Here is an 18,831-nt window from a genome sequence, read left to right on the forward strand (position 1 = left end):
ATCAAAACGGCCAAAAAACACGAAAGTCTTTCGATACCCGGCTTCTATAAATCAGCGACTCCCACTGTAGATGTCCGAGGGCATTAAAGTCTGTTCATTTCCAATTTAGTTTGATCTGGTTTTGGCTACATCAAGTTAGACGGCGAAGATAAGTTAAAACACTTTCGCCCCGTTATTTTTCACAGAAAAAAAGCGGTTCAACACTCCTCAGCTGAGTTTAGGCGATTAAAACTAATGCAATCGCACAAAAATTCAGTCTTGTTTTTCATTAGATAGAGCTAAACGAAATATTGTAATTAACGGTTCTAAATCGAGTGATACCCCTGCAATATTGGCATCAATCCATTCTTGTTGAGTAATTTTAGGCCACTCGATGGTGTAGCCAAGGATAAATACGAGTTCTTCAAAGAAAAAACGTAAAGTTCGGCCATTACCTTCCCTAAAAGGATGTAACAAATTTAATTCGCAAAATAGACTGGCTAATTCTTCGATAAGATCAGGCAAAGCCAAATTGTCTAACGAAGGGATAATATCAAATAATTTTGAAGCTTCAGCTTCAATCCTAGAAACGGTACAGAATCGAGTGTAGCCTTTAGATATATCCACTTCTCGAACTTGACCTGCCCATTCAAAAATATCTTGGAATAGATGGTGATGTAGAGATTTGAGGTGATTAAAGTCTAAATGCTTGATTTCACAAACATTACTTTTGTATGAAAGGTACCTATAACTCGTAAACTCAACTTCGGCTTTTTCAAGTTCATCCGAGTCAAGTATATTCAATCTGTTAATTAAAACATCAGAATTTGAGTAACAGTATTTGTCCTGATCAGCACCATATTTATCTCGCATACTTGCGTTTTAAATCTTCAATGGTTTGAACGTTCGATTTCTTATTTATCGTCATGCCTTCATAACCCAAACTGGTTTTGAAGTTCTTTAAGCTAGGGGTAAATGTAGCTTTTTGGCGCTTCGAATTTGAGACATTGGCCATATCAATGTTCCTCTTGTTGGTTGCATTAATTGTACATGACTAATCAGCTAATGTCATGAAGTAGCGATTTTCGCAAAGCCAAGTGAGCCGCGCAGAAGCATCCTATTCTAGTAATGTCACTGGCAAAGTTTTGTCCAGAGGCTTCATTGGCCTGAAGTTTTACCCGTGGCACTTTTCTCTCAAAGTGCCAGCTAGCTCAGATCTGCCCCAAAGTGTGTTGTGAACCGAAATAAGGATATAAATTTTCAGTTAACTTAGATATACAAAAAGTAATGATTGTCAAAAAGCAATACCTGACCCCATCAGTTCACTAGAATTTATAAGTTTCGTAGGTATCACTCCCATGAAAGCATTTGAGATAGAACCAAAACTAAAACCAGATATGTCTAACTTCCTGATACACATGACGGGAAGATACGCCATTAAAAGTATTCTAAAAGGTGGGAGGTGTAAGAACGAAGGACTGATCCGTTCTCAATTGCCAAATGGTTCCAAGACAGACTCTTTCAAGCATAAGATTGCCTGCTTTACAGAAACTCCAATCTTTGCCCTTGGTGCATTTGTTGCCATATCAAAGCGTAGAGCTGATGAAAAAATGGAGTACGGAGTTGGATTTAGTAAAACCTATATGGTTGAAAATAAAGTACGACCGACCATTTATCTAGACAATGACCTATTAAGGCTGTTGTTTGTCGCGTCCGAATCTACTTCGTCTGAAAACACAGGCTCCCTTCTTAATTCACTCAAAGCTCTAGCTCACCCGCTTGGCGAAACATCTCCGAAGCAAGGCTTTACATGGGAACGAGAGTGGCGCTATATAGATGAGGCTGGTTTCTACTTTGATCACAAAGCGATTGAAGTAATCTGCTGCCCAAAAGAAGAACAGCTAGAACTCAAGCTCATTCTTGGCGAACATGCTGATAAAATACGATTTGTTGATTCTTGGGCACAATATAAAGACTACACACAACATATAGAACATTCTGATTTTAAAGATAAAATTACCCAAAGAATGGCAGTGTACGATCAAGATGAGATCGAAGAATTCTTAAAAGGCTATGACGAGTACATTGACTCCTTGAGAGAGTTTAAAGAATACCTGTCATCTTTACAGGTTGATGTTGAGGAGATAGAGAAACATCTGCAAGAACTCGTAGAGTGGAAACAGTATGTTGATGATCACACTGCAAGCTTCTGTGGTCATTTTTCGGAAGATATCATATGGAGAGCAGATTTCGAGGAGAGTTTTTGTCCCGATTGTTCAAGTGACTTCGATGAAGGTCTAGCCAAAGCTATGAGGGAAGATTAAAAATACTGTAGAGCTGCAGCATTATAAAATGCATCAACATTTGAGCTGGCTTAGCGAATCTTTTTCTATTTGTTGCTAAGGTATTGAACGATTTGGATATTACTATATGGAGAATGGCGATGCGAACGGACAGATACAATGCAAAAACCAAACATGGCAAACAGACTGCCAAGGATCTTAATGGCTTTCTTGATTCTAACAAGCCTTATTTTGAGAGGGATTTGATTCCTGATTTGGATTTTATAAGTCATCAAGCCGAGAATCACACGGGAATTGAGGTTGTCAACGTTGATCATCATATAAATAATGAATACACATTGACCTATAGATTTGATTGGAGCGTTTATAATGGCTGCTCTGATATGGATGAGAGTGGCACTGTTGAAGCGAATATCTCGTTCACTGTACATTCCGATAGAATTGAGTTTGATTTATCCGCTGTCGCATCAAGATCCACAATGGATGAGTTTTAATTAGTTGGGAGATATTTTTTGCAAAATATCGATATGTTCAATCTGACGGTCTCCGAGATATTAGGCCAGTGCTACAAAAATTTTCCAAGCGAAACAGACTTTGATTATAGAAAGGTTGCTCATCAAGTATCCCAATACTATGACAGATCGGACTATCAAGAAAATTGCGTCATGCTTGAGGATATCTGCCGAGATACCATGAGCTGGCTGTATCAGGCAGACTACCTTTGGACTCGGTTTCCTGTTCGCTCTGAACGTGCCACCGTGAACGCAACTGGGGTCAGGCTGTCTCCTAAAGGTCTTGAAGCTTTGAGTTTAATGCCTGACTCTTTGACGCAGAAAAAGCCTGTTGGAGATATTTTGCAAGGCGGAGTAAAAGAGACAGGGAAGATGGCTGCATTGGAAGCGGTTAAGTTTATTCTCTCGGAAGGCGTGAGGATGTATAGTCACCCCTAATTCTTTTAGCCAGAAGCTGTTCATTACTTCGACGATACAGAATAAATGTCCAGATCAGTGTCAGCGCGCTCGCTGCTGACACGTCTTTGCTTTCGTCATGAATTTTGATAACAGTAGACTTCACTAGGAAAAGAATACCAACTTAACCAAGCAAACATTTTCAACTTCTTGTAAACCGTCTTTGCCCCATTATGAGCTAATTTACCAAACTGTCGAATCTTGAACCATTTACCCAGAAATCAAGCTCATGTAAGCGGAGAAGAGCCCATCCTCTAATGTGAAGGTCACCCTCTTTATAACGAAGAAATCGAACCTCCAGACTAGTTTCTAAAGTATGAAGTTACGTGCCTATCTCATTACTAATTGTGTGTTATATTATTTTCCCTAACCTTTTGCTAGTGAGATGAAAATGCTGAAGAAAATTATAAAAATTGAAAACATCAAGCAATGGCAGCATAAGGGAGGGCTTGATCAATCATTTGATAAGCTCAACTTGATTTATGGAAGAAATGGTTCTGGTAAATCTACACTATGTAAGTTATTTGAAGCTATAAACAATAATGACAAAGTAGTCATAGAGTCTCAAAAACCAGTTGAGAAATCAGGTAAGCAAGAGCTGAGATTTTTAATGGATACTCAAACCGTAAGCCTTGATTCATTGGAATGTGCAGATAAATTTCAGATTTTCAATCAAACATTTATCGACAATAATTTATACATTTCAAAAGGTACTGATAAATCTCAACTGGTCAATTACTATGAATTTTCGCTGGGAATGGTATCTGTAGCTCATGAGAAAGAAATTGAACGTCTTAAATCTGAAAATGATTCATTAACTACTAAAATCACCCCGTTATCGAATAAAATTACAGGGCAATTTTTAAACAAAACTATAGCCAAAATCAAGGGTATTAAAGTTGCTAAGAATGGTGATTCTGAGTTAGAAAAGCTTCAGGAACAATTGCAAGATATTAAAAGTATTGAGCATTTTGGAAAGAGACGTAAGTTATCATCATTGAGTATCGACAAACCAGAGCTAAAAACAGATGTTTTTATAACTACAATCGAAAATCTATCAAAAGAATCAGAAGACAAAGTTTCAAAGCACGTTGAACTTAACCTTAAAGAACAAGATAGCTATTGGCTAGAAACAGGAAAAGATTTAGTAACAGATTCAGGTAATTGTCCTTTTTGTGCTCAACCACTTTCATCATCTCCTATTTTTCACTTATACCAAGAGTTTATGAATGAAGCATATCTAAATGCGAGTAACGACTTTGAACTTGCTGGTGATGAATTTGAACTAACTGTGCGTGATGTGAGTGTTAAGTTAGAAGAGTTGGAAGAGCGAGTAAAAATCAATACTGACATAATCAGAGAGTGGTCAGATAGAATAGATAGTATTGGTCTAAGTTATGATTTTGAAGAGTTAGACCGTTTGAGTGAAGATTTGGTTTTTGAATGTATGAGATTAATAACGTTTAAGAAAAAAGATTTACTTGCAACGATTGATTTAACTAAATTCAATGGGCTTTTTAATGAAATATTTTCAAAAATTGATTTTGAAGAATATAACCAGTCTATCAGCCTATTTAATAAATCAATTGATGATTTCCTCAACGGCTTAGGTACAGAAACAAGCAAATCAATTCAAACTAAAATTGATAATATACAAGAAGCTCAACTAAGGCACAGCGATGAAGTTACTAATGATTTAGCAGACTTGAAAGTATTAGAAGATGATAAAAAAGCTAATGCTAAGACGATTAAAGACCTTAGAGAAAAGATTGATAAGGAGCAAGAGGAAAGTATAGGAAATCATAAGGGTGCGATTAATGCTTTGCTTAAGAATTTTCACTCAATGGTTCGTTTATCTGAATTGAAAAAAGATAATAAAGGTGGCAAAGGAGCAAGTCGTGTTACTTACGCCATTACTTTTATAGATAATGAACTATCAATTTTAAGCGACAATGAACACATTTTTGAACATGTCTTAAGTTTAGGTGATAGATCCGCTTTAGCATTGGCATTTTTCTTATCCAGATTTTCAAAAGAGAACGATGATAAATCAATTATTGTTCTTGATGATCCAATGTCTTCTTTGGATAGCTATCGAAGAGATGCAACTATCATTGAGATAGGAAAGCTTATTAATAATAATTATCAAGCTTTTGTTTTTAGTCATGACCCATTCTTTTTATCTGATCTCTATAAACATTCGATTTTATCTAAGTATACAAACTGTTTCGAGATTGAAGCTTCTTATAAAGATGTAGATCCGTTGGATGTGAACAGCGCACAGTATATCTCTAGTCGATTAGTTGATAGAGAAAATTATGATTCACACGTTATTCATTCTTATCACAAAGAATACAATAAATTATTTGATTTTGTGGCTGATGGAAGTGAAGAGCAAAAAGTAGAAATTGCCAGATCAATTAGACCGATACTTGAAGCATATTTAAGGTTCTTGTATCCAAAACAATTTATCAAAGGTTTTTGGCTAGGAGATATGATAACTATGATTCGCCAAGAAACTAATGAAAGCAGTCCATGTTTTGATAAACACAATAGATTCTCGTCTATCGAGAGAATCAATGAATTTTCAAAAGATTACCATCATGCTGACGGGTTCGATACAAAGATACAGGATCTGGACTATCAGACGGTCAAATCTTATGCCAAAGAAACTTTATGCTTCATAACAGGAGTGTAGAGCCTAGAAGACTCTAGGTGTCGTCGTGGATAAGGAAACGTGTCCCGCAACATGTAGGTTAGCCATATTGTAGTGGATGAGTGAAACTGATCATCACTTTGGAGACAATTTCGATGCTTTCCCTTAGTAGAAGTTATCCCAAGCGTCTCGGTCTTATGAAATTCGTAACAAGGTTTTGTCCAAAACCATCACAGGCTGAATTTTTACCCGTGGCACTTTCTAACTCTAAAGTGTCGGGTGGACGACACTTGTTACCAAGTGCCGCCTCCCTAAGAACCCAGCGTGCAACTTTCACTGCACTAGGCTCAAGCCTCCACGAAGGCATCGTTTGATACCCAGCAACTTATAAAGCAGTCGAAGCAGGTTCGTTCCAATAGTTACGAGCTTGCCTTTTAGATTTTCTCTTTACCAAGTATTCTTGGTAAAGAGGGTCAAAGGGTGTCGCTGCACTTCGGATTTTCACATGCCTTTCTATTGGCACTTTGGCTATTTGGAAAAGATTGAACTGGCAATCCATATCCATGATCTTCTGCCAACCGTGAAACTGCCATTGGCCTTTTCGGTTGATGAAGTACTTTAGGGCAATCCAAGTTTTAGACTTTGTTGGATGACGCCTTTTAGCCCAGTGCCATAACGTATGGAATAACTTGTGACCTACATATCCGAATACCTGTTTAGCTACGCAGTGCCGATAATAGTTCGACCATCCCCTGAGTTTAGGATTTATCAGTTTGATAAGATCATTCACTGGAAGGGTTACGTGCTTTTTGATAAGTTCACGCAGATTTCTTAAGAACATCAACATATTGGATTTACTCGGCTTGATGAGCAGTTTCCCTTTGTACTTCCTATGGTTGAACCCAAGAAAGTCAAAGCCATCGTTGATATGAGTAATGTGCGTTTTCTCTTCGGATAATGTTAAGCCTCTTTCTGCTAAGAAATCAGCAATCAACGGTTTGATATCGTTCTCGAGTACTTCCTTTGAAGCGCAAGTGACGACGAAATCGTCGGCATATCCAATAAAGTTAGCTCTTGCTCCTCTCTTAAGCGCGGTAGACTTAATGCGCTGTTCGAGACCCGATAACGTCATCAACATCAAGGTGGGGGATATAATTCCGCCTTGAGGAGTGCCTTCGTCGGTGTCGTAAAACAGCCCTTTGTCTACAAAGCCTGACTTTAGCCATTGCTCCAACATCCGTTTATCGATGGCTATGTTATCCATAAGCCATTGATGCCCGATTTTGTCGAAGCAAGCTTTAATATCTCCTTCAAGAACCCATTTAGCCGATTTCTTTAAAGCCAAACACTTGAAGCACTGGTCGACAGCGTCAGCCGTGCTACGATTTGCTCTAAAGCCATAACTATTCGGGTCGGCAGTTGTTTCTGATATGGGCTCTAACGATAATAGGTGTAGCGCTTGTTGTGCTCTGTCTATCATGCATGGGATGCCCAGAGGTCGAAGCTTGCCATTCTTTTTGGGGATATAGATACGCCTGAGTGGTTTCGCTTGGTAAGCTTTCCGACTCAGTTGATTTACTGCTTTCATACGACGCGAGTCTGTGTTCCACACAACGCCGTCTATTCCAGGCGTTTTACTGCCTTTATTTTGAGAAACTCGCTTAACAGCAAGAAGTTTTGCTGAGAGAGAGTGAGTCAGTATCCACTGCAATGCTTTCGCTTTGCCGTGTTTACCGTCTCTAGTTGCCTTTGCGATACGCATTTGAAGCTTTAAGACGTTCGCCTCTACGGCCTTCCAGTTAATGGATTGCCACAGTGCACTGTCAGAAGATGCACTAATCTCATTCGAAATCGTCATTTGCTTTTCTTCCTTAATAAAGTTCTTCAAACTCTCTCGCAACGAGAGACCAGTTGGAAGTGGGCTCACTTTCGTGATCAGGCACAAACCTGTATCTGCGTCATTACAATGCAGCCTTTGCTTTTTCCAACCTCCTCTACCCGCATCACTATCGGCCACAGAGGCTTTCCCGTAGGGAGAGATACAGGCTTACCGTGTTCCGTATGTCACGCAATGTCAGTTTAGATGCCCGCTATGGTGCGGAGAGTTCAATGATCACGAAAGAGCATGGGGCAATCTCTTTCCGACTCTCGTGCCTTTTGGCTACAGCGTATTAACCACTTCCGCTGTTTCACAACATAACGCACCTTACGCGGATTCACTTATGTTCATCATGCTGACTACCTAGCACTCACCCGATGTTGTGGTTATCAGGAGGATCGTCCTCTCACGATTTCAATCCCGATTGGAAAATACCAACCTTCGTTACATTGTCAAAGCCGCTACTTTATTCAGGCTCCTAGGTTCATCTGGTGATACAGATGGTTCACTCGTTTAGCGGTGAACAGCGCTTCATACGACTTCACGTCGCACGCCCCAAAGTTTGTTAGATCCAACGGACTGAACTCCTGCCAGTCTTGCAATAGACCAAATTAATGTAATCCGTTCTTTGGGCACTTACACGCAAATTTTTCGTAGTTCTTCCCCGAAATTCTCAGTCGATTCAAACAATAGGTTGATACCGGTTGAGTTTTATAATGAATGCCAGCAACATTGATGGAATGCAAAGACGGAAAAATTCCTTCTATAAAGTGTTATGTGCCTTATAAGAAGCAAAAAGGAGATCGAATGCCTGCATGGGAATCATTGAGTGAACGAACTCAAGACATTTATAGAGAACTCGGCACCCGTAACCCTAAAATTATTAAAAAGTTAAAAACTAAGCATTTAGAAAGTGCGATCCGAGAGTCCCAATTTGTTGGATATGATGACGGCGGGGCTTACGATTGGCTGATCTTCGAATACGAACGAAGGAAGAATCTTAAAAACTGGCGGTTAGGTATCGCTGGCGTCATGGTCGGCATTGTCGGTGTTATCGTTGCAGTGATAGCTTTGTATAGCAGCACATAACAAGACCATCAAACATGCAGGTACACTCTCAGAATTACGAATGTGTAACTTTAGATACGACAGTTCAATTGTTGACATATGAATCCGCGTTGATTGACGAAAATGGTCAGGTTAGTAACTTCACTAAGCGCTGTTCCATTTGGGCTCTGGTAGGAGAGTTGTGACAGCTTAAATATCACCAAGGGACACCGTGCGAGGCATTTGAAATAAGGGGTTCGAGTAAGGACACCTAGTAAAATGTTATGTGTATAAATTGTAAGGGTAATAAATGAGAGTTGATTTCGAATATATAAAGGATTTCTTGGCATTAGTTCTCGATAATGAAGAACTAGATTTTAATCTTAACCAAGAGCAATTTAAGCCACTCCATGCTGATTTCGATGCAAAGAAAAAAATGGTGTTTCATTTAGAGATATTGGAAGACCAAGGCCTTATTGAAAGTGTCAGCAATAAAATTCACGGTATAGGCTTTCAAAGAATGGGGCGTAATGACGTTCAAGTAAGCATCATCCCACTTAGGCTAACTGCGACAGGGCACCAATTTGCTGCCGATTTAGTTAAACCTGGAGTGTTTGAAAAACTCGTTAGTAATTTCAAAGATGCTGGACCAACAGAAGCTATAAAAGTTGTTCTTGGTTTAGGGAAGAGTATCTTAGAGAAGAAATTGGCAGAATTAACTGATTAAGGAATTACTTTTGGTTAAGTCGTTACTCACTGTAACAATGCACATAACAAATGCATCAACACGATTACGATTTGCTACACTCGACGTTGTCAGTTTACCTTTAATTTCAGTGATTAAGGCAGTAAAACTCAGTTAGGTCTGTGTCGTAGAAAACGTGTTATACAGGCGTTATGCCTATCCGTGGAAATGGAGAATATTTTGAAAGTCGTCATTTTTGTTGTGGCTATCTGTTTGCTTGGTTGTGGAGCCTACTTTAGCCTGATTGATCAAGTAGCTGCGGCTACTGCTACGTATGCGGCAGCAATTCTAGCTTTAATATTTGCGTTTTTGACGGAGTTCAAAACGTTTAAAGGTTTAGGGATAGAGGCTGAATTATTAGACAGAAAAATAGAAGAAGCTGACGACTTGATTAGTAAGTTAAGGGGGATCACTATCCCAATCGCTGAAATGTTGCTTTCTTCGACGGCTCGTCTGGGACGTTTAGGCACGATAATGCCACGTAAGCAAAGGTACGAGCTATTAAATCAACTTGAGCATGAGTTTCAAAAGTGCGGAGTTAGCTTAGAACAACTTGAAGCTGCTAAAGTGGACTGGCACTTTTTCAATACTTTTGACTTAGCGACTCCAATTTTTGAACGACTAATTAGAGCGCTTAAAAAGCATCAAAATGATCACCAAAAAAAATTAAGCGGCTTTGGAACAGTCACTCCTGACAAATATCAGGAACATGAAAAGTTATGTAAAAGAAACGGTGAAATTCATAATGAAATCAAGTTTGCTAGAAACTTATGGCAACAGCGTGATCAAATTAAACTAGTAGAGTCCATAAATAATTTCATTATCAACTCAACTGTCTTACTTGATGGCGATAAAACAGAAATTAGTGAAGAACTTAAAGACGAGTTTCTGGACCTTCAATACTATATCGAATCGAAACAATTTCGTCGCCCAGATGTCTGGTTTGAACAGGATAAGTCACTATAAAAACTCATATAACAAGCACTTATGGTTTTATATATACTTTTTCTTATCTTGATAAACAATTTAGACCTATAGGTCTAAATTGTTTATGTCCAAAAACGTTTTGAAACTGGTCAATCTTAATTGTGATCACCAAGCGATTCTGTCGAACCTTAACCTTGGCACTCGTAATACACCTCCTTTGCAGCCTGTCACCTTATTTCTGATTTCATTCTACCGACCAAAAGCGCCGCACTCAGTGTGGGCGCTTTTTTTTGTTTTCCTTCACAAGGAGTTTTTCTATGTCTACGACTCGTGGTGGTCAAATCACTTTTCACAACATCCGTATGTGGTGGCAAGTGAACGTGACCACAATCAAGTACCTCAATATCTTCGCGGCCTTGCTAGGGCTCCTCACCACCTACTTCATCACCTCGACTAACACATTCACGGGTGCCTACTACTACAGTCTATTTCAGCTTTTCAACAAGTTAGGTTTTAGCTTAGAGCGCAACGTGGTGGTCGAATGGGAAGAGCAACGCTACAGCAGCACCCTTGGCCAACAACTGCAAAACCCCATCTTGGCACAGTGCTACCAAGAATTGCTGCAAGCCCTGTTTGTTGGCCTACTGGTCTATGTGGCCGCTTCCACCGTGCTGTTTGTGATTATTAACCACTGGTTTAAGAGAAAAGGGCAGAAGCAGAGCGAAGATAATCACATTCGAGGCTTTCAATTGGCTGAGCCTAAAGCCGTCACCGCAGAGCTAAAAAAGAAGAAAAAACTCTCCCCTTTTGCGCTCGATGGTCACAAGCTTTTTGTTGATGGATTTGAAGTCAAACACCTGATGATTGACGGCACTACGGGGGCAGGTAAGTCCGTTGCGATTCGCAAACTCTTACGTTGGATACGAGCACGCGGAGACAAAGCCATTATTTACGATAAAGGCTGCGATTTTGTCAGTAAGTTCTATGAACCGCACAAAGACGTGATTTTAAATCCCTTCGATGAACGTTGCGCAGCGTGGGATATTTGGAGTGATGCTAAAGAGGCTCCGGACTTTGAATCCCTCGCGGCCGCGCTTATTCCGCAACACGGCGAAGGCGACCCGTTTTGGGTAGACTCCGCACGAACCATTTTCTCGGCCACCTCCTATCAAATGATGCTCGATGACAAACACGAATGTACCATTGAAAATTTGCTGCACATTATCTTAACGTCTGAGCTTTCCACTCTCGGTGAACACCTAAAAGACACCGAAGCCAGCTCACTGGTCTCGAAAAGTATCGAGAAGACGGCTATTTCCATCAAATCAGTCCTAGCGACTTACATTAAGTCCTTACGTTACTTACATGGTTTGGATGAAAAAGACGCCCAAGGCCACCGTAAACGGGCGCCATTTTCGATCACTGATTGGGTACAAGACGAATCACAACAAGGGTTTCTGTTCCTATCCAGTAATGCAAGACAACACACCGCCCTCAGACCACTGATCTCGATGTGGCTTGCGATTGCCTCCAACGCCATTCTAGGAATGGAGCCCGATGACGACCGCCGAATTTGGGTGATCATCGATGAAATGCCTACGTTACATAAACTGCCTGAACTCACGCACATTATTTCTGAAGTGCGTAAATTTGGGGGGTGTTATTTACTGGGGTTGCAATCTTACGCTCAATTAGAAACCACTTATGGGCGCAACGCGGCCAGAGTCATTTTTGATTTGCTCAACACGCGCTTTTTCTTCCGCGCCCCTTCAAAAGCGATGGCCGCCATTTCCTCGGAGGACCTTGGTGAGCAAGAAATCGATATCTCACGAGAAAATATCTCTTACGGTGCGAACGCACTGCGTGACGGTGTCTCACTCGGCCATCAAAACAAAACGCGCCCGGTGGTTTCTCCAGCGGAAATCCAAGGTTTGGATGATTTAGAGTGTTACTTACGCACGCCTAACTCCATGCTCATCACGAAACTGCAACTGAAATACGATCGCATGAGCAATCTCCAACCCTCCTTCATCAAACGCAGCATACTCGGAGGGAAAGCAATGGAGAGTCTCGATCAAGCCTTAATTTTTCATGAATTAATTGCTTTGCATGAACTCGATGAAACCCAAAGAAACCGATTACTTGCCATTCAGCAAAGTACGTACGAAAACGAAGAAGAGCAGCAGCAAACCAGAGCCCGTCAGAAACAAACCCTTGCCAAAGCTTCGAAAAAGAAAAACCCGACCAATAACGCAACCCAAAACCAACAACTCGCAGAAGACACACAAAATGCACTTCAGCGAGAAACCGAAGAGGCGTCCATAACACAAATAGAACAGGGCGAGATGTACGATTAACCACACGAAATACAACATCAATGCTCACTGAGAGCAAAAACAATTTAGCCCTCCCCTGTAACAAGCCCTGCCCCCCTCTCATTCGCATCAACACCGTCGCTAACCCATTCGCACGGAATCCAAATCACCGGCATTTCGCTGACGTGGCGGCTTTGCTGCGCCCCAACAAAAGGAGAACACCTTATGATGTCTATTAGCCCTCTTAAATCCGCCTCTGGCGCCACCAAGTATTACTTGAACGAAGAAAACACACCAAATACCTTTGATACGTCACTCGAGAAAGACAGTAACGACAACTACTACCTCAAAGAAAGCAGTACCGATGACAACACTTTTTGGCACGGTCAGTTAGCCGAAGAAGCAGGCCTAATCGGTAAACCGGTTAACCAAAAAACGTTAGAGTCCGTTTTATCTGGACACTTAGGCAATGAAACCATCAAAGGTAAACGGGGCGACCATAAATGTGGTTTTGACCTGACTTTTTCAGCACCAAAAAGATTAAGCACGCTCGCACTCGTTGGCGGGGATACTCGCCTTATTGATGCACATAATGACGCGGTCAAATTCGCGCTATCGCAACTAGAAAAAGACGTGGCACAAGCCACGCACATCAATGACGAAGGCGCTCGTGAGTTCATCAATACCGAATCGATGGCCTTTGCGGTCGTCCGCCATAAAACCAGTCGTGAAAACGATCCACAACTCCATTCCCATGCCTTAACGGCAAACATGACCCGCGACAAAGAAGGGCAACTGCGTACACTCGCCTCTTCTCTCAAACAAAAAGGCGGCGTCATCAATGGGACAGGCGAGCGCATTTACCACTTCCAAAAATACTACGGTATTTTATACCAGAGCCAATTGGCTAAAGAAGTTATAGAGTTAGGCTATACAACGCGAGCCCTCGGCAATGGTCAATTTGATGTTGAAGGCGTTCCTCAAGTATTAATCGACACCTTCTCCACTCGCTCACAACAAATAGAACAACAAACCTTAGACTTAGGCTTTGAATCCCGCGCGGCAAAAGACGTAGCCAACCTTGATACGCGCAAGTCCAAAACCTACGAAAGTGAGGCAACCCTCAATGTTCGCTGGCAACAAACGGTGCGCAACGCAGGACATAAGCCCGAAGAACTGGTTAAAAACGCTCTGGGGATCACTCCACAAGAACAGAACCCTGAAGAAATCGCTAAAGACGCGTTTGGTCGCGCCGTTGAACACTTAGGGCAATACAACACAGCATTAAAACTGGAAAAGATTATAGAATTAGCCGCGGCCGAGTTTACCAAAGGCGGCGTACAAGCCAATGCGATTGACCTTAAAATGGTCGCTGACCAATGGGTGAAAAACGGTGCTCTCATCCCTCTTTCAGAAAAAGGTCAATACACCACTCAAGCCATGCTGAAAACCGAACAAGCGTTAATGGCGGCCAGCAAAGGGCGTACGCGCCATATGCGCACGCCAGTCAATGACGCCACGTTAGATAAACTGAACCTCACTCAAGGCAATCGCCAAAAGGTAGCGGACATTTACCAGTCCACCAAACAGTTTCATGTGGTCAATGTGTTTGGCAACAGTGAGCAAATCGCGCAAAACCTATTGAACGTCGGCAACCATGTCGGTAAACGTGTCCACTTAGTGTCACAAAACGCCAAAGACAAACACCGTCATAGCCAAACCATCCAACGTGAAAGTCATACGATCGCAGCCTGGGTAAAACACCGGTTTCAAGAAGAGCAGCGCCAATCTGTTCATGGTCTGTTGCACTCCGACCTGCCAATGACCAACAAAGACATCCTTCTCGTCGACAGCGCCCAAAAAATGAGCGCCAATGAGTTGATGGCTTTAAACACAAAAGCTAAAGAATCGGGGAGCAAAGTCATCTTGCTGAACAACACGTTCAGCCGCCAAGGCTTCAAGGCCTATAACGCCATCGAGCTTTACCGCAAAGGCAACGTCGTCTCGCACTCTTGGGTAGACAACAAACAGATAGACAGTAAGGTTGCTTTACACAACAGCGATACGCACACCCTCGCCAGAGCGTATACCTACTTGTCAAACAAAGAGGACACACAAGTGGTGGCGACTTCTCACGTTGAACAACGACGATTGACGGACGCGATTCGTACCTCTCTGCAGAACCAGGGCCAACTTGCCCGCAGCGGCATCACCTTGTTTACTCAGCAGCCTCATTATTTGTCTAAACCCCAACAGGAGTTAGCGCAACACTACAAGCCAGGTATGCTCCTTCGCCATTGGGAAGACGGAAAACAGCAAGAGTTAGTGGTTTCAAGCTCGGACAAGACAAGCAATCAAGTCCACGTCCTGAGCAAAACCGATGGACAAGAATACACCCTCGATCCCGCTTCCGCCGGATTCAAAGCCCTTAACGTGCAGATCTTTAAACCTGACTCGCTGCAAGTTAACCAAGGTGAACGCCTTATGACGACCGGTAAGCACTTTCCATCCGGGTTGATCGCCAATGAACGTTACGTGGTCACAGAGTTATCTAAAGACACCCTAACGTTAACGGACACGCAGGGCGAATCGAATACCATCCCCGTTGAAGCCCTGAAAGACGCACCACTACAATACGACTATGTCCATACCGCCAGTCATATCGAACCAAGGGCGCACACCCTCATTTCAGGCAAAGCCTTTACGCTCTCCAAAGCGCTCTTTCACGATCTGACCGAGAAAAGCGCGCGCATCGATGTGTTTACCGACAACCCCGATAAAGCCCTGGCCGCGCTTGAGAAAAGCGAAGTGAAGCTTTCTGCCATCGAGCGAGTGATGCACACTCAAAGCGTCAACGACCGCTACCTGACTGACGCCACCATCACCACTGTCAAAAGCGACATCAAGCAAGCCCTCACCCTCTTAAACAAAGAGCAAAATTCACCACTGCAAGAGAAAGCGTTGAACTTTGCCCTGAGTCATCTTTCTGAAAAAGAAGCGGCGTTTACACAAAAAGAGTTAGTCGTCGAAGCGATCCGTTACGCTTTTGAAGAGGCCAATCAACCGATAATCAAAGAGCAAATTGAAACAGAGCTCGCCAAACGAAGTGATGTCCTCTCTGCCGAATACAGCGACGGCACACGCTGGACCACCCAAGCGGCGCTCGATACCGAAAAGTACATTTTACGGAACATTGATCAAGGGAAAAATCAACACAAGCCGTTTGCCACCCACCAACAAGTCAGAGATTATCTCGATGCACAGCCTCGCCTTACCCAAGGGCAAAAGGACGGCATCACCCTTATCTCAACGACCAAAGACAGTTTTGTGGCCGTGCAAGGTTTGGCAGGCACCGGTAAATCCACCCTGCTCGAATCCAACATTGAATTGATTCAACACGCCACCCAAGCCAGTAACCAGCCACCTTCGCAAGTGATTGGTCTGGCGCCAACGCACGCCGCCGTCAGCGAACTGGAAAGAAAAGGGATACAAGCGCAAACGCTAGAAAGCTTACTGACCGACCTAAGACGTGGCATCACCTTACCAGAGGACTACAAAAACACGCTGTTCTTCCTCGATGAAAGCTCCATGGTCAGCAACCAACAAGCCAAAGAGCTCACCGACCTTGTATTGCAAAGCGGCTCCAAAGCCACCTTGCTTGGGGATAAAGAGCAGCTGCTTTCTCTTAATGCTGGTAAACCGTTTGAATTGAGCATAAGTCAGGGCCGTATCGATACGGCTTACATGACCGACATCGTTCGTCAGAAGAATGAAATACTGCTTGGCGCCGTACACAACATTGTAGATAAGCAGCCAGACAGCGCCCTCGATAAACTCTCTCAGCAAGGCCCTGATACACTCGGTAGCACGCAACATATCGTCTCAACCCTCGATGAGAATGCGAAAGACCAAAGCAAAGCGCAACTCATCGCCACCGAAAAGCTGCCTTACGCGGTGGCGCAGGACTACCTTGCCCGCACGCCCGAGACACGAGAAAACACGCTGATCATCGCTTACACAAATAATGAGCGTGACCACATCACTGAGCACATTCGTGCCGGACTGATGAAAACACAGGAGATAGGCCAAGAAAACATCATCACCACCCGATTACGCTCTACAGGTGATAGCAAAGAAGAGCTGACCACCATGATGCCTTATCAGAAAGGGCTCATTTTAAGCACCAAGCCAGGAGAGTACGACATCATTACCCACGTTGATTCGGAGCACGGTTTGGTGACTCTTCAAGACGTAAATACAGGTAAGACAAAGCCATTTTTGCCACGCAACAAAGACCACAAATACACGTCACTCTTCGTTCAATCAGAAAAGCCACTTTCAACCGGGGATAAAATCATGACCCGATTTACCGACAAAGCGCGAGGCATTAAAGCCAATGTGGAATACACCATCAGTCATGCCACCAAAGAAGAAATCACCGCGCTGTCGAAAGAGGGGCAAACGTTAAGCCTTAATCCAAACCAACTGAAAGACGGGCATTGGGATTACGCTTACACCAGAACCGCAGATATGGCGCAAGGCGCGACGTATCAGAACGTCATTACCACCTTAAAGGGTAAAGGCGCACTGACGAACTTAAGACGCGCTTACATCGATTTAAGCCGGGCGAGTAGTCATGTGAAACTCTTTACTGACAGCCCAAAACAGATGATGAAGAGCTGGTTATCGAAAGAGGTCAATAAACACAGTGCCATTGAAACCATCGAGAACATTGCACCACACAGTACGCCTTACTTTAATGACAAAGCCCTATCTCATGAAGACGTGCGTTATCACAATAGAAACGGAGATTTTGACTACAACCAATTTAAAGAACACATCAGCCAAACGTTACCGAAATACACCGAAAGCTTAGCCATCAACCTCTTGGGGCAACCGAACCCATCTAAATCAGACCGTGATTATCTCACCTTTGGTATTGGAAAATCGGCAATAAAGGTATCGTTAACGGGGGAATATCGAGGGTATTTTAAAGACTATACCACCGGTAAAAAAGGCTCATTAATCAATTTAATGATGATTCATAAGGAAATATATTATAAGGAGGCAATGCAAGAAGCCCACAACATTCTTAATGATCCTGATAAATACCAACTCACCGCCAACCCCAAACATGACCAATTACTGAATACGACGCCAAAACACATGGCACAATTTGAAGAGAGAGCGAAAGAATATATACAAACCAGCCAGCCACTCACAGGCACATTAGCCGAAACTTACCTCAATAATTTGGGGATTGAACACCCTAAGAATGACCATGTTCATTTTCATCAAGAAGTATATTCCTCAGAGGACAAAACATTTCACCCGGCGATGATAACTAACATTCACGATAAAAAAGGAGAAACAAAAGCGATTGAAGTGACTTATTTAGACGGGCAAGGAAATAAAGATCCGGCACTCGACATCAATCCACGGATATTAGGCACGAAATCCAAACAAATAACGCAATTCCATCAAGGCAGTGATTTGCACACCACCATCATCAGTACATCAATCGAGAATGCTTTTATTATTAATCAAGCGCATCAAGGCCAATACGACATTATCAATGTCAATCATAAGAATGACATTCAGAATATCTCTACCGATGAACTCAGACAGAACATTGTGATTGTACTGAGTCAAGGCAATACGGATTTAAATCCCAACAACATTGAAAAAATCATGGCCAACTTTTCAGGGAGAAATATTCAGTTTGTTTCGCCTGACAATATGCTTGAGGAAATCAAACAGGGTATTGAACAATACCATCAACAAACGCATCAACAAAAAGAGGAATTCGACACACCCACTCAAGACCATGATTCATTAACCAACAAGCCGGACACTGATATTAATCAACACACAAAAGAAATCAAAGATAAAGAGCTTGAACACTTCGACAGCAAAGAACCCTCCCCTCAAAAAACGTTTGATTTTAATCAGGAGCGTGACAACAACAATGATCAATATAATAAACTAGATAGAGAGTTAGAGCGGTAGAAA

The 18,831-nt window shown here is 42.3% G+C and carries 13 protein-coding genes; 10 read left to right on the forward strand and 3 right to left on the reverse strand.

The annotated features are described in order from the left end of the window. Positions 1-252: 252 nt before the first annotated feature. Together SJY39_RS12325 and SJY39_RS12330 are read right to left on the reverse strand one after the other, a co-directional pair. On the reverse strand, positions 253-852 hold the full coding sequence (locus tag SJY39_RS12325; RefSeq protein ID WP_372275633.1) for a Fic/DOC family protein: 600 nt from the start codon (positions 850-852) through the stop codon (positions 253-255). Next, positions 842-994 carry a hypothetical protein gene (locus SJY39_RS12330; protein ID WP_165901749.1) on the reverse strand — a complete coding sequence of 51 codons (153 nt, stop codon included), beginning with the start codon at positions 992-994 and terminating at the stop codon, positions 842-844. The genes SJY39_RS12325 and SJY39_RS12330 overlap by 11 nt, the downstream gene beginning before the upstream one ends. A 343-nt stretch (positions 995-1,337) precedes the next feature. Here SJY39_RS12330 and SJY39_RS12335 point away from each other — a divergent pair, with 343 nt between their 5' ends. The 5 genes from SJY39_RS12335 to SJY39_RS12355 all read left to right on the forward strand — a co-directional run bounded on the left by SJY39_RS12335 (position 1,338) and on the right by SJY39_RS12355 (position 6,280). Further along, positions 1,338-2,303, forward strand: a complete 966-nt coding sequence (locus SJY39_RS12335; RefSeq protein WP_372275632.1) for a hypothetical protein — start codon at positions 1,338-1,340, stop codon at positions 2,301-2,303. Between the two features lie 119 nt (positions 2,304-2,422). Next, positions 2,423-2,776, forward strand: a complete 354-nt coding sequence (locus tag SJY39_RS12340) for a hypothetical protein (RefSeq protein WP_372275630.1) — start codon at positions 2,423-2,425, stop codon at positions 2,774-2,776. A gap of 18 nt (positions 2,777-2,794) precedes the next feature. Continuing rightward, positions 2,795-3,232: a hypothetical protein gene (locus tag SJY39_RS12345; protein ID WP_372275628.1), complete on the forward strand. Its 438-nt coding sequence runs from the start codon at positions 2,795-2,797 to the stop codon at positions 3,230-3,232. Between the two features lie 409 nt (positions 3,233-3,641). After that, a complete protein-coding gene (locus SJY39_RS12350; RefSeq protein ID WP_372275626.1) occupies positions 3,642-5,948 on the forward strand; it encodes an AAA family ATPase in 2,307 nt (768 codons plus the stop codon). Between the two features lie 155 nt (positions 5,949-6,103). Continuing rightward, the gene (locus SJY39_RS12355) at positions 6,104-6,280 is read left to right on the forward strand and encodes a hypothetical protein (RefSeq protein WP_390241977.1); all 177 of its coding nucleotides are present in this window, start codon (positions 6,104-6,106) and stop codon (positions 6,278-6,280) included. 11 nt (positions 6,281-6,291) lie between these two features. Here the strand turns inward: SJY39_RS12355 and ltrA are convergent, their stop codons facing one another. Beyond that, a complete protein-coding gene (gene ltrA / locus SJY39_RS12360; protein ID WP_372275680.1) occupies positions 6,292-7,764 on the reverse strand; it encodes a group II intron reverse transcriptase/maturase in 1,473 nt (490 codons plus the stop codon). 828 nt (positions 7,765-8,592) lie between these two features. Here ltrA and SJY39_RS12365 point away from each other — a divergent pair. The 5 genes from SJY39_RS12365 (at position 8,593) to traI (ending at position 18,828) form a co-directional block, all read left to right on the forward strand. After that, positions 8,593-8,874 (forward strand): hypothetical protein, encoded by a 282-nt coding sequence (locus SJY39_RS12365; protein WP_372275624.1) that lies wholly within the window; start codon positions 8,593-8,595, stop codon positions 8,872-8,874. Between the two features lie 268 nt (positions 8,875-9,142). Continuing rightward, on the forward strand, positions 9,143-9,559 hold the full coding sequence (locus tag SJY39_RS12370) for a hypothetical protein (protein ID WP_372275622.1): 417 nt from the start codon (positions 9,143-9,145) through the stop codon (positions 9,557-9,559). Between the two features lie 198 nt (positions 9,560-9,757). After that, positions 9,758-10,543 (forward strand): hypothetical protein, encoded by a 786-nt coding sequence (locus tag SJY39_RS12375; RefSeq protein ID WP_372275620.1) that lies wholly within the window; start codon positions 9,758-9,760, stop codon positions 10,541-10,543. 278 nt (positions 10,544-10,821) lie between these two features. After that, on the forward strand, positions 10,822-12,861 hold the full coding sequence (gene traD / locus SJY39_RS12380; RefSeq protein WP_372275618.1) for a type IV conjugative transfer system coupling protein TraD: 2,040 nt from the start codon (positions 10,822-10,824) through the stop codon (positions 12,859-12,861). 183 nt (positions 12,862-13,044) lie between these two features. Beyond that, positions 13,045-18,828 (forward strand): conjugative transfer relaxase/helicase TraI, encoded by a 5,784-nt coding sequence (gene traI, locus SJY39_RS12385; RefSeq protein ID WP_372275616.1) that lies wholly within the window; start codon positions 13,045-13,047, stop codon positions 18,826-18,828. The last annotated feature ends 3 nt before the right edge of the window (positions 18,829-18,831 follow it).

The sequence above is a fragment of the Vibrio sp. R78045 genome, from assembly GCF_042466085.1.
In the GTDB taxonomy this organism is placed as follows: Bacteria; Pseudomonadota; Gammaproteobacteria; order Enterobacterales; family Vibrionaceae; genus Vibrio; species Vibrio cyclitrophicus.

Excerpts from the sequence above, each read along its gene's own strand:
- SJY39_RS12340 (WP_372275630.1), top strand. The coding sequence starts at position 2,423 with ATGCGAACGGACAGATACAATGCAAAAACCAAACATGGCAAACAGACT.
- SJY39_RS12330 (WP_165901749.1), bottom strand. The coding sequence starts at position 994 with ATGGCCAATGTCTCAAATTCGAAGCGCCAAAAAGCTACATTTACCCCT.
- SJY39_RS12350 (WP_372275626.1), top strand. The coding sequence starts at position 3,642 with ATGCTGAAGAAAATTATAAAAATTGAAAACATCAAGCAATGGCAGCAT.
- SJY39_RS12365 (WP_372275624.1), top strand. The coding sequence starts at position 8,593 with ATGCCTGCATGGGAATCATTGAGTGAACGAACTCAAGACATTTATAGA.
- SJY39_RS12335 (WP_372275632.1), top strand. The coding sequence starts at position 1,338 with ATGAAAGCATTTGAGATAGAACCAAAACTAAAACCAGATATGTCTAAC.
- traI (WP_372275616.1), top strand. The coding sequence starts at position 13,045 with ATGATGTCTATTAGCCCTCTTAAATCCGCCTCTGGCGCCACCAAGTAT.
- SJY39_RS12355 (WP_390241977.1), top strand. The coding sequence starts at position 6,104 with ATGAAATTCGTAACAAGGTTTTGTCCAAAACCATCACAGGCTGAATTT.
- SJY39_RS12370 (WP_372275622.1), top strand. The coding sequence starts at position 9,143 with ATGAGAGTTGATTTCGAATATATAAAGGATTTCTTGGCATTAGTTCTC.
- SJY39_RS12325 (WP_372275633.1), bottom strand. The coding sequence starts at position 852 with ATGCGAGATAAATATGGTGCTGATCAGGACAAATACTGTTACTCAAAT.
- traD (WP_372275618.1), top strand. The coding sequence starts at position 10,822 with ATGTCTACGACTCGTGGTGGTCAAATCACTTTTCACAACATCCGTATG.
- ltrA (WP_372275680.1), bottom strand. The coding sequence starts at position 7,764 with ATGACGATTTCGAATGAGATTAGTGCATCTTCTGACAGTGCACTGTGG.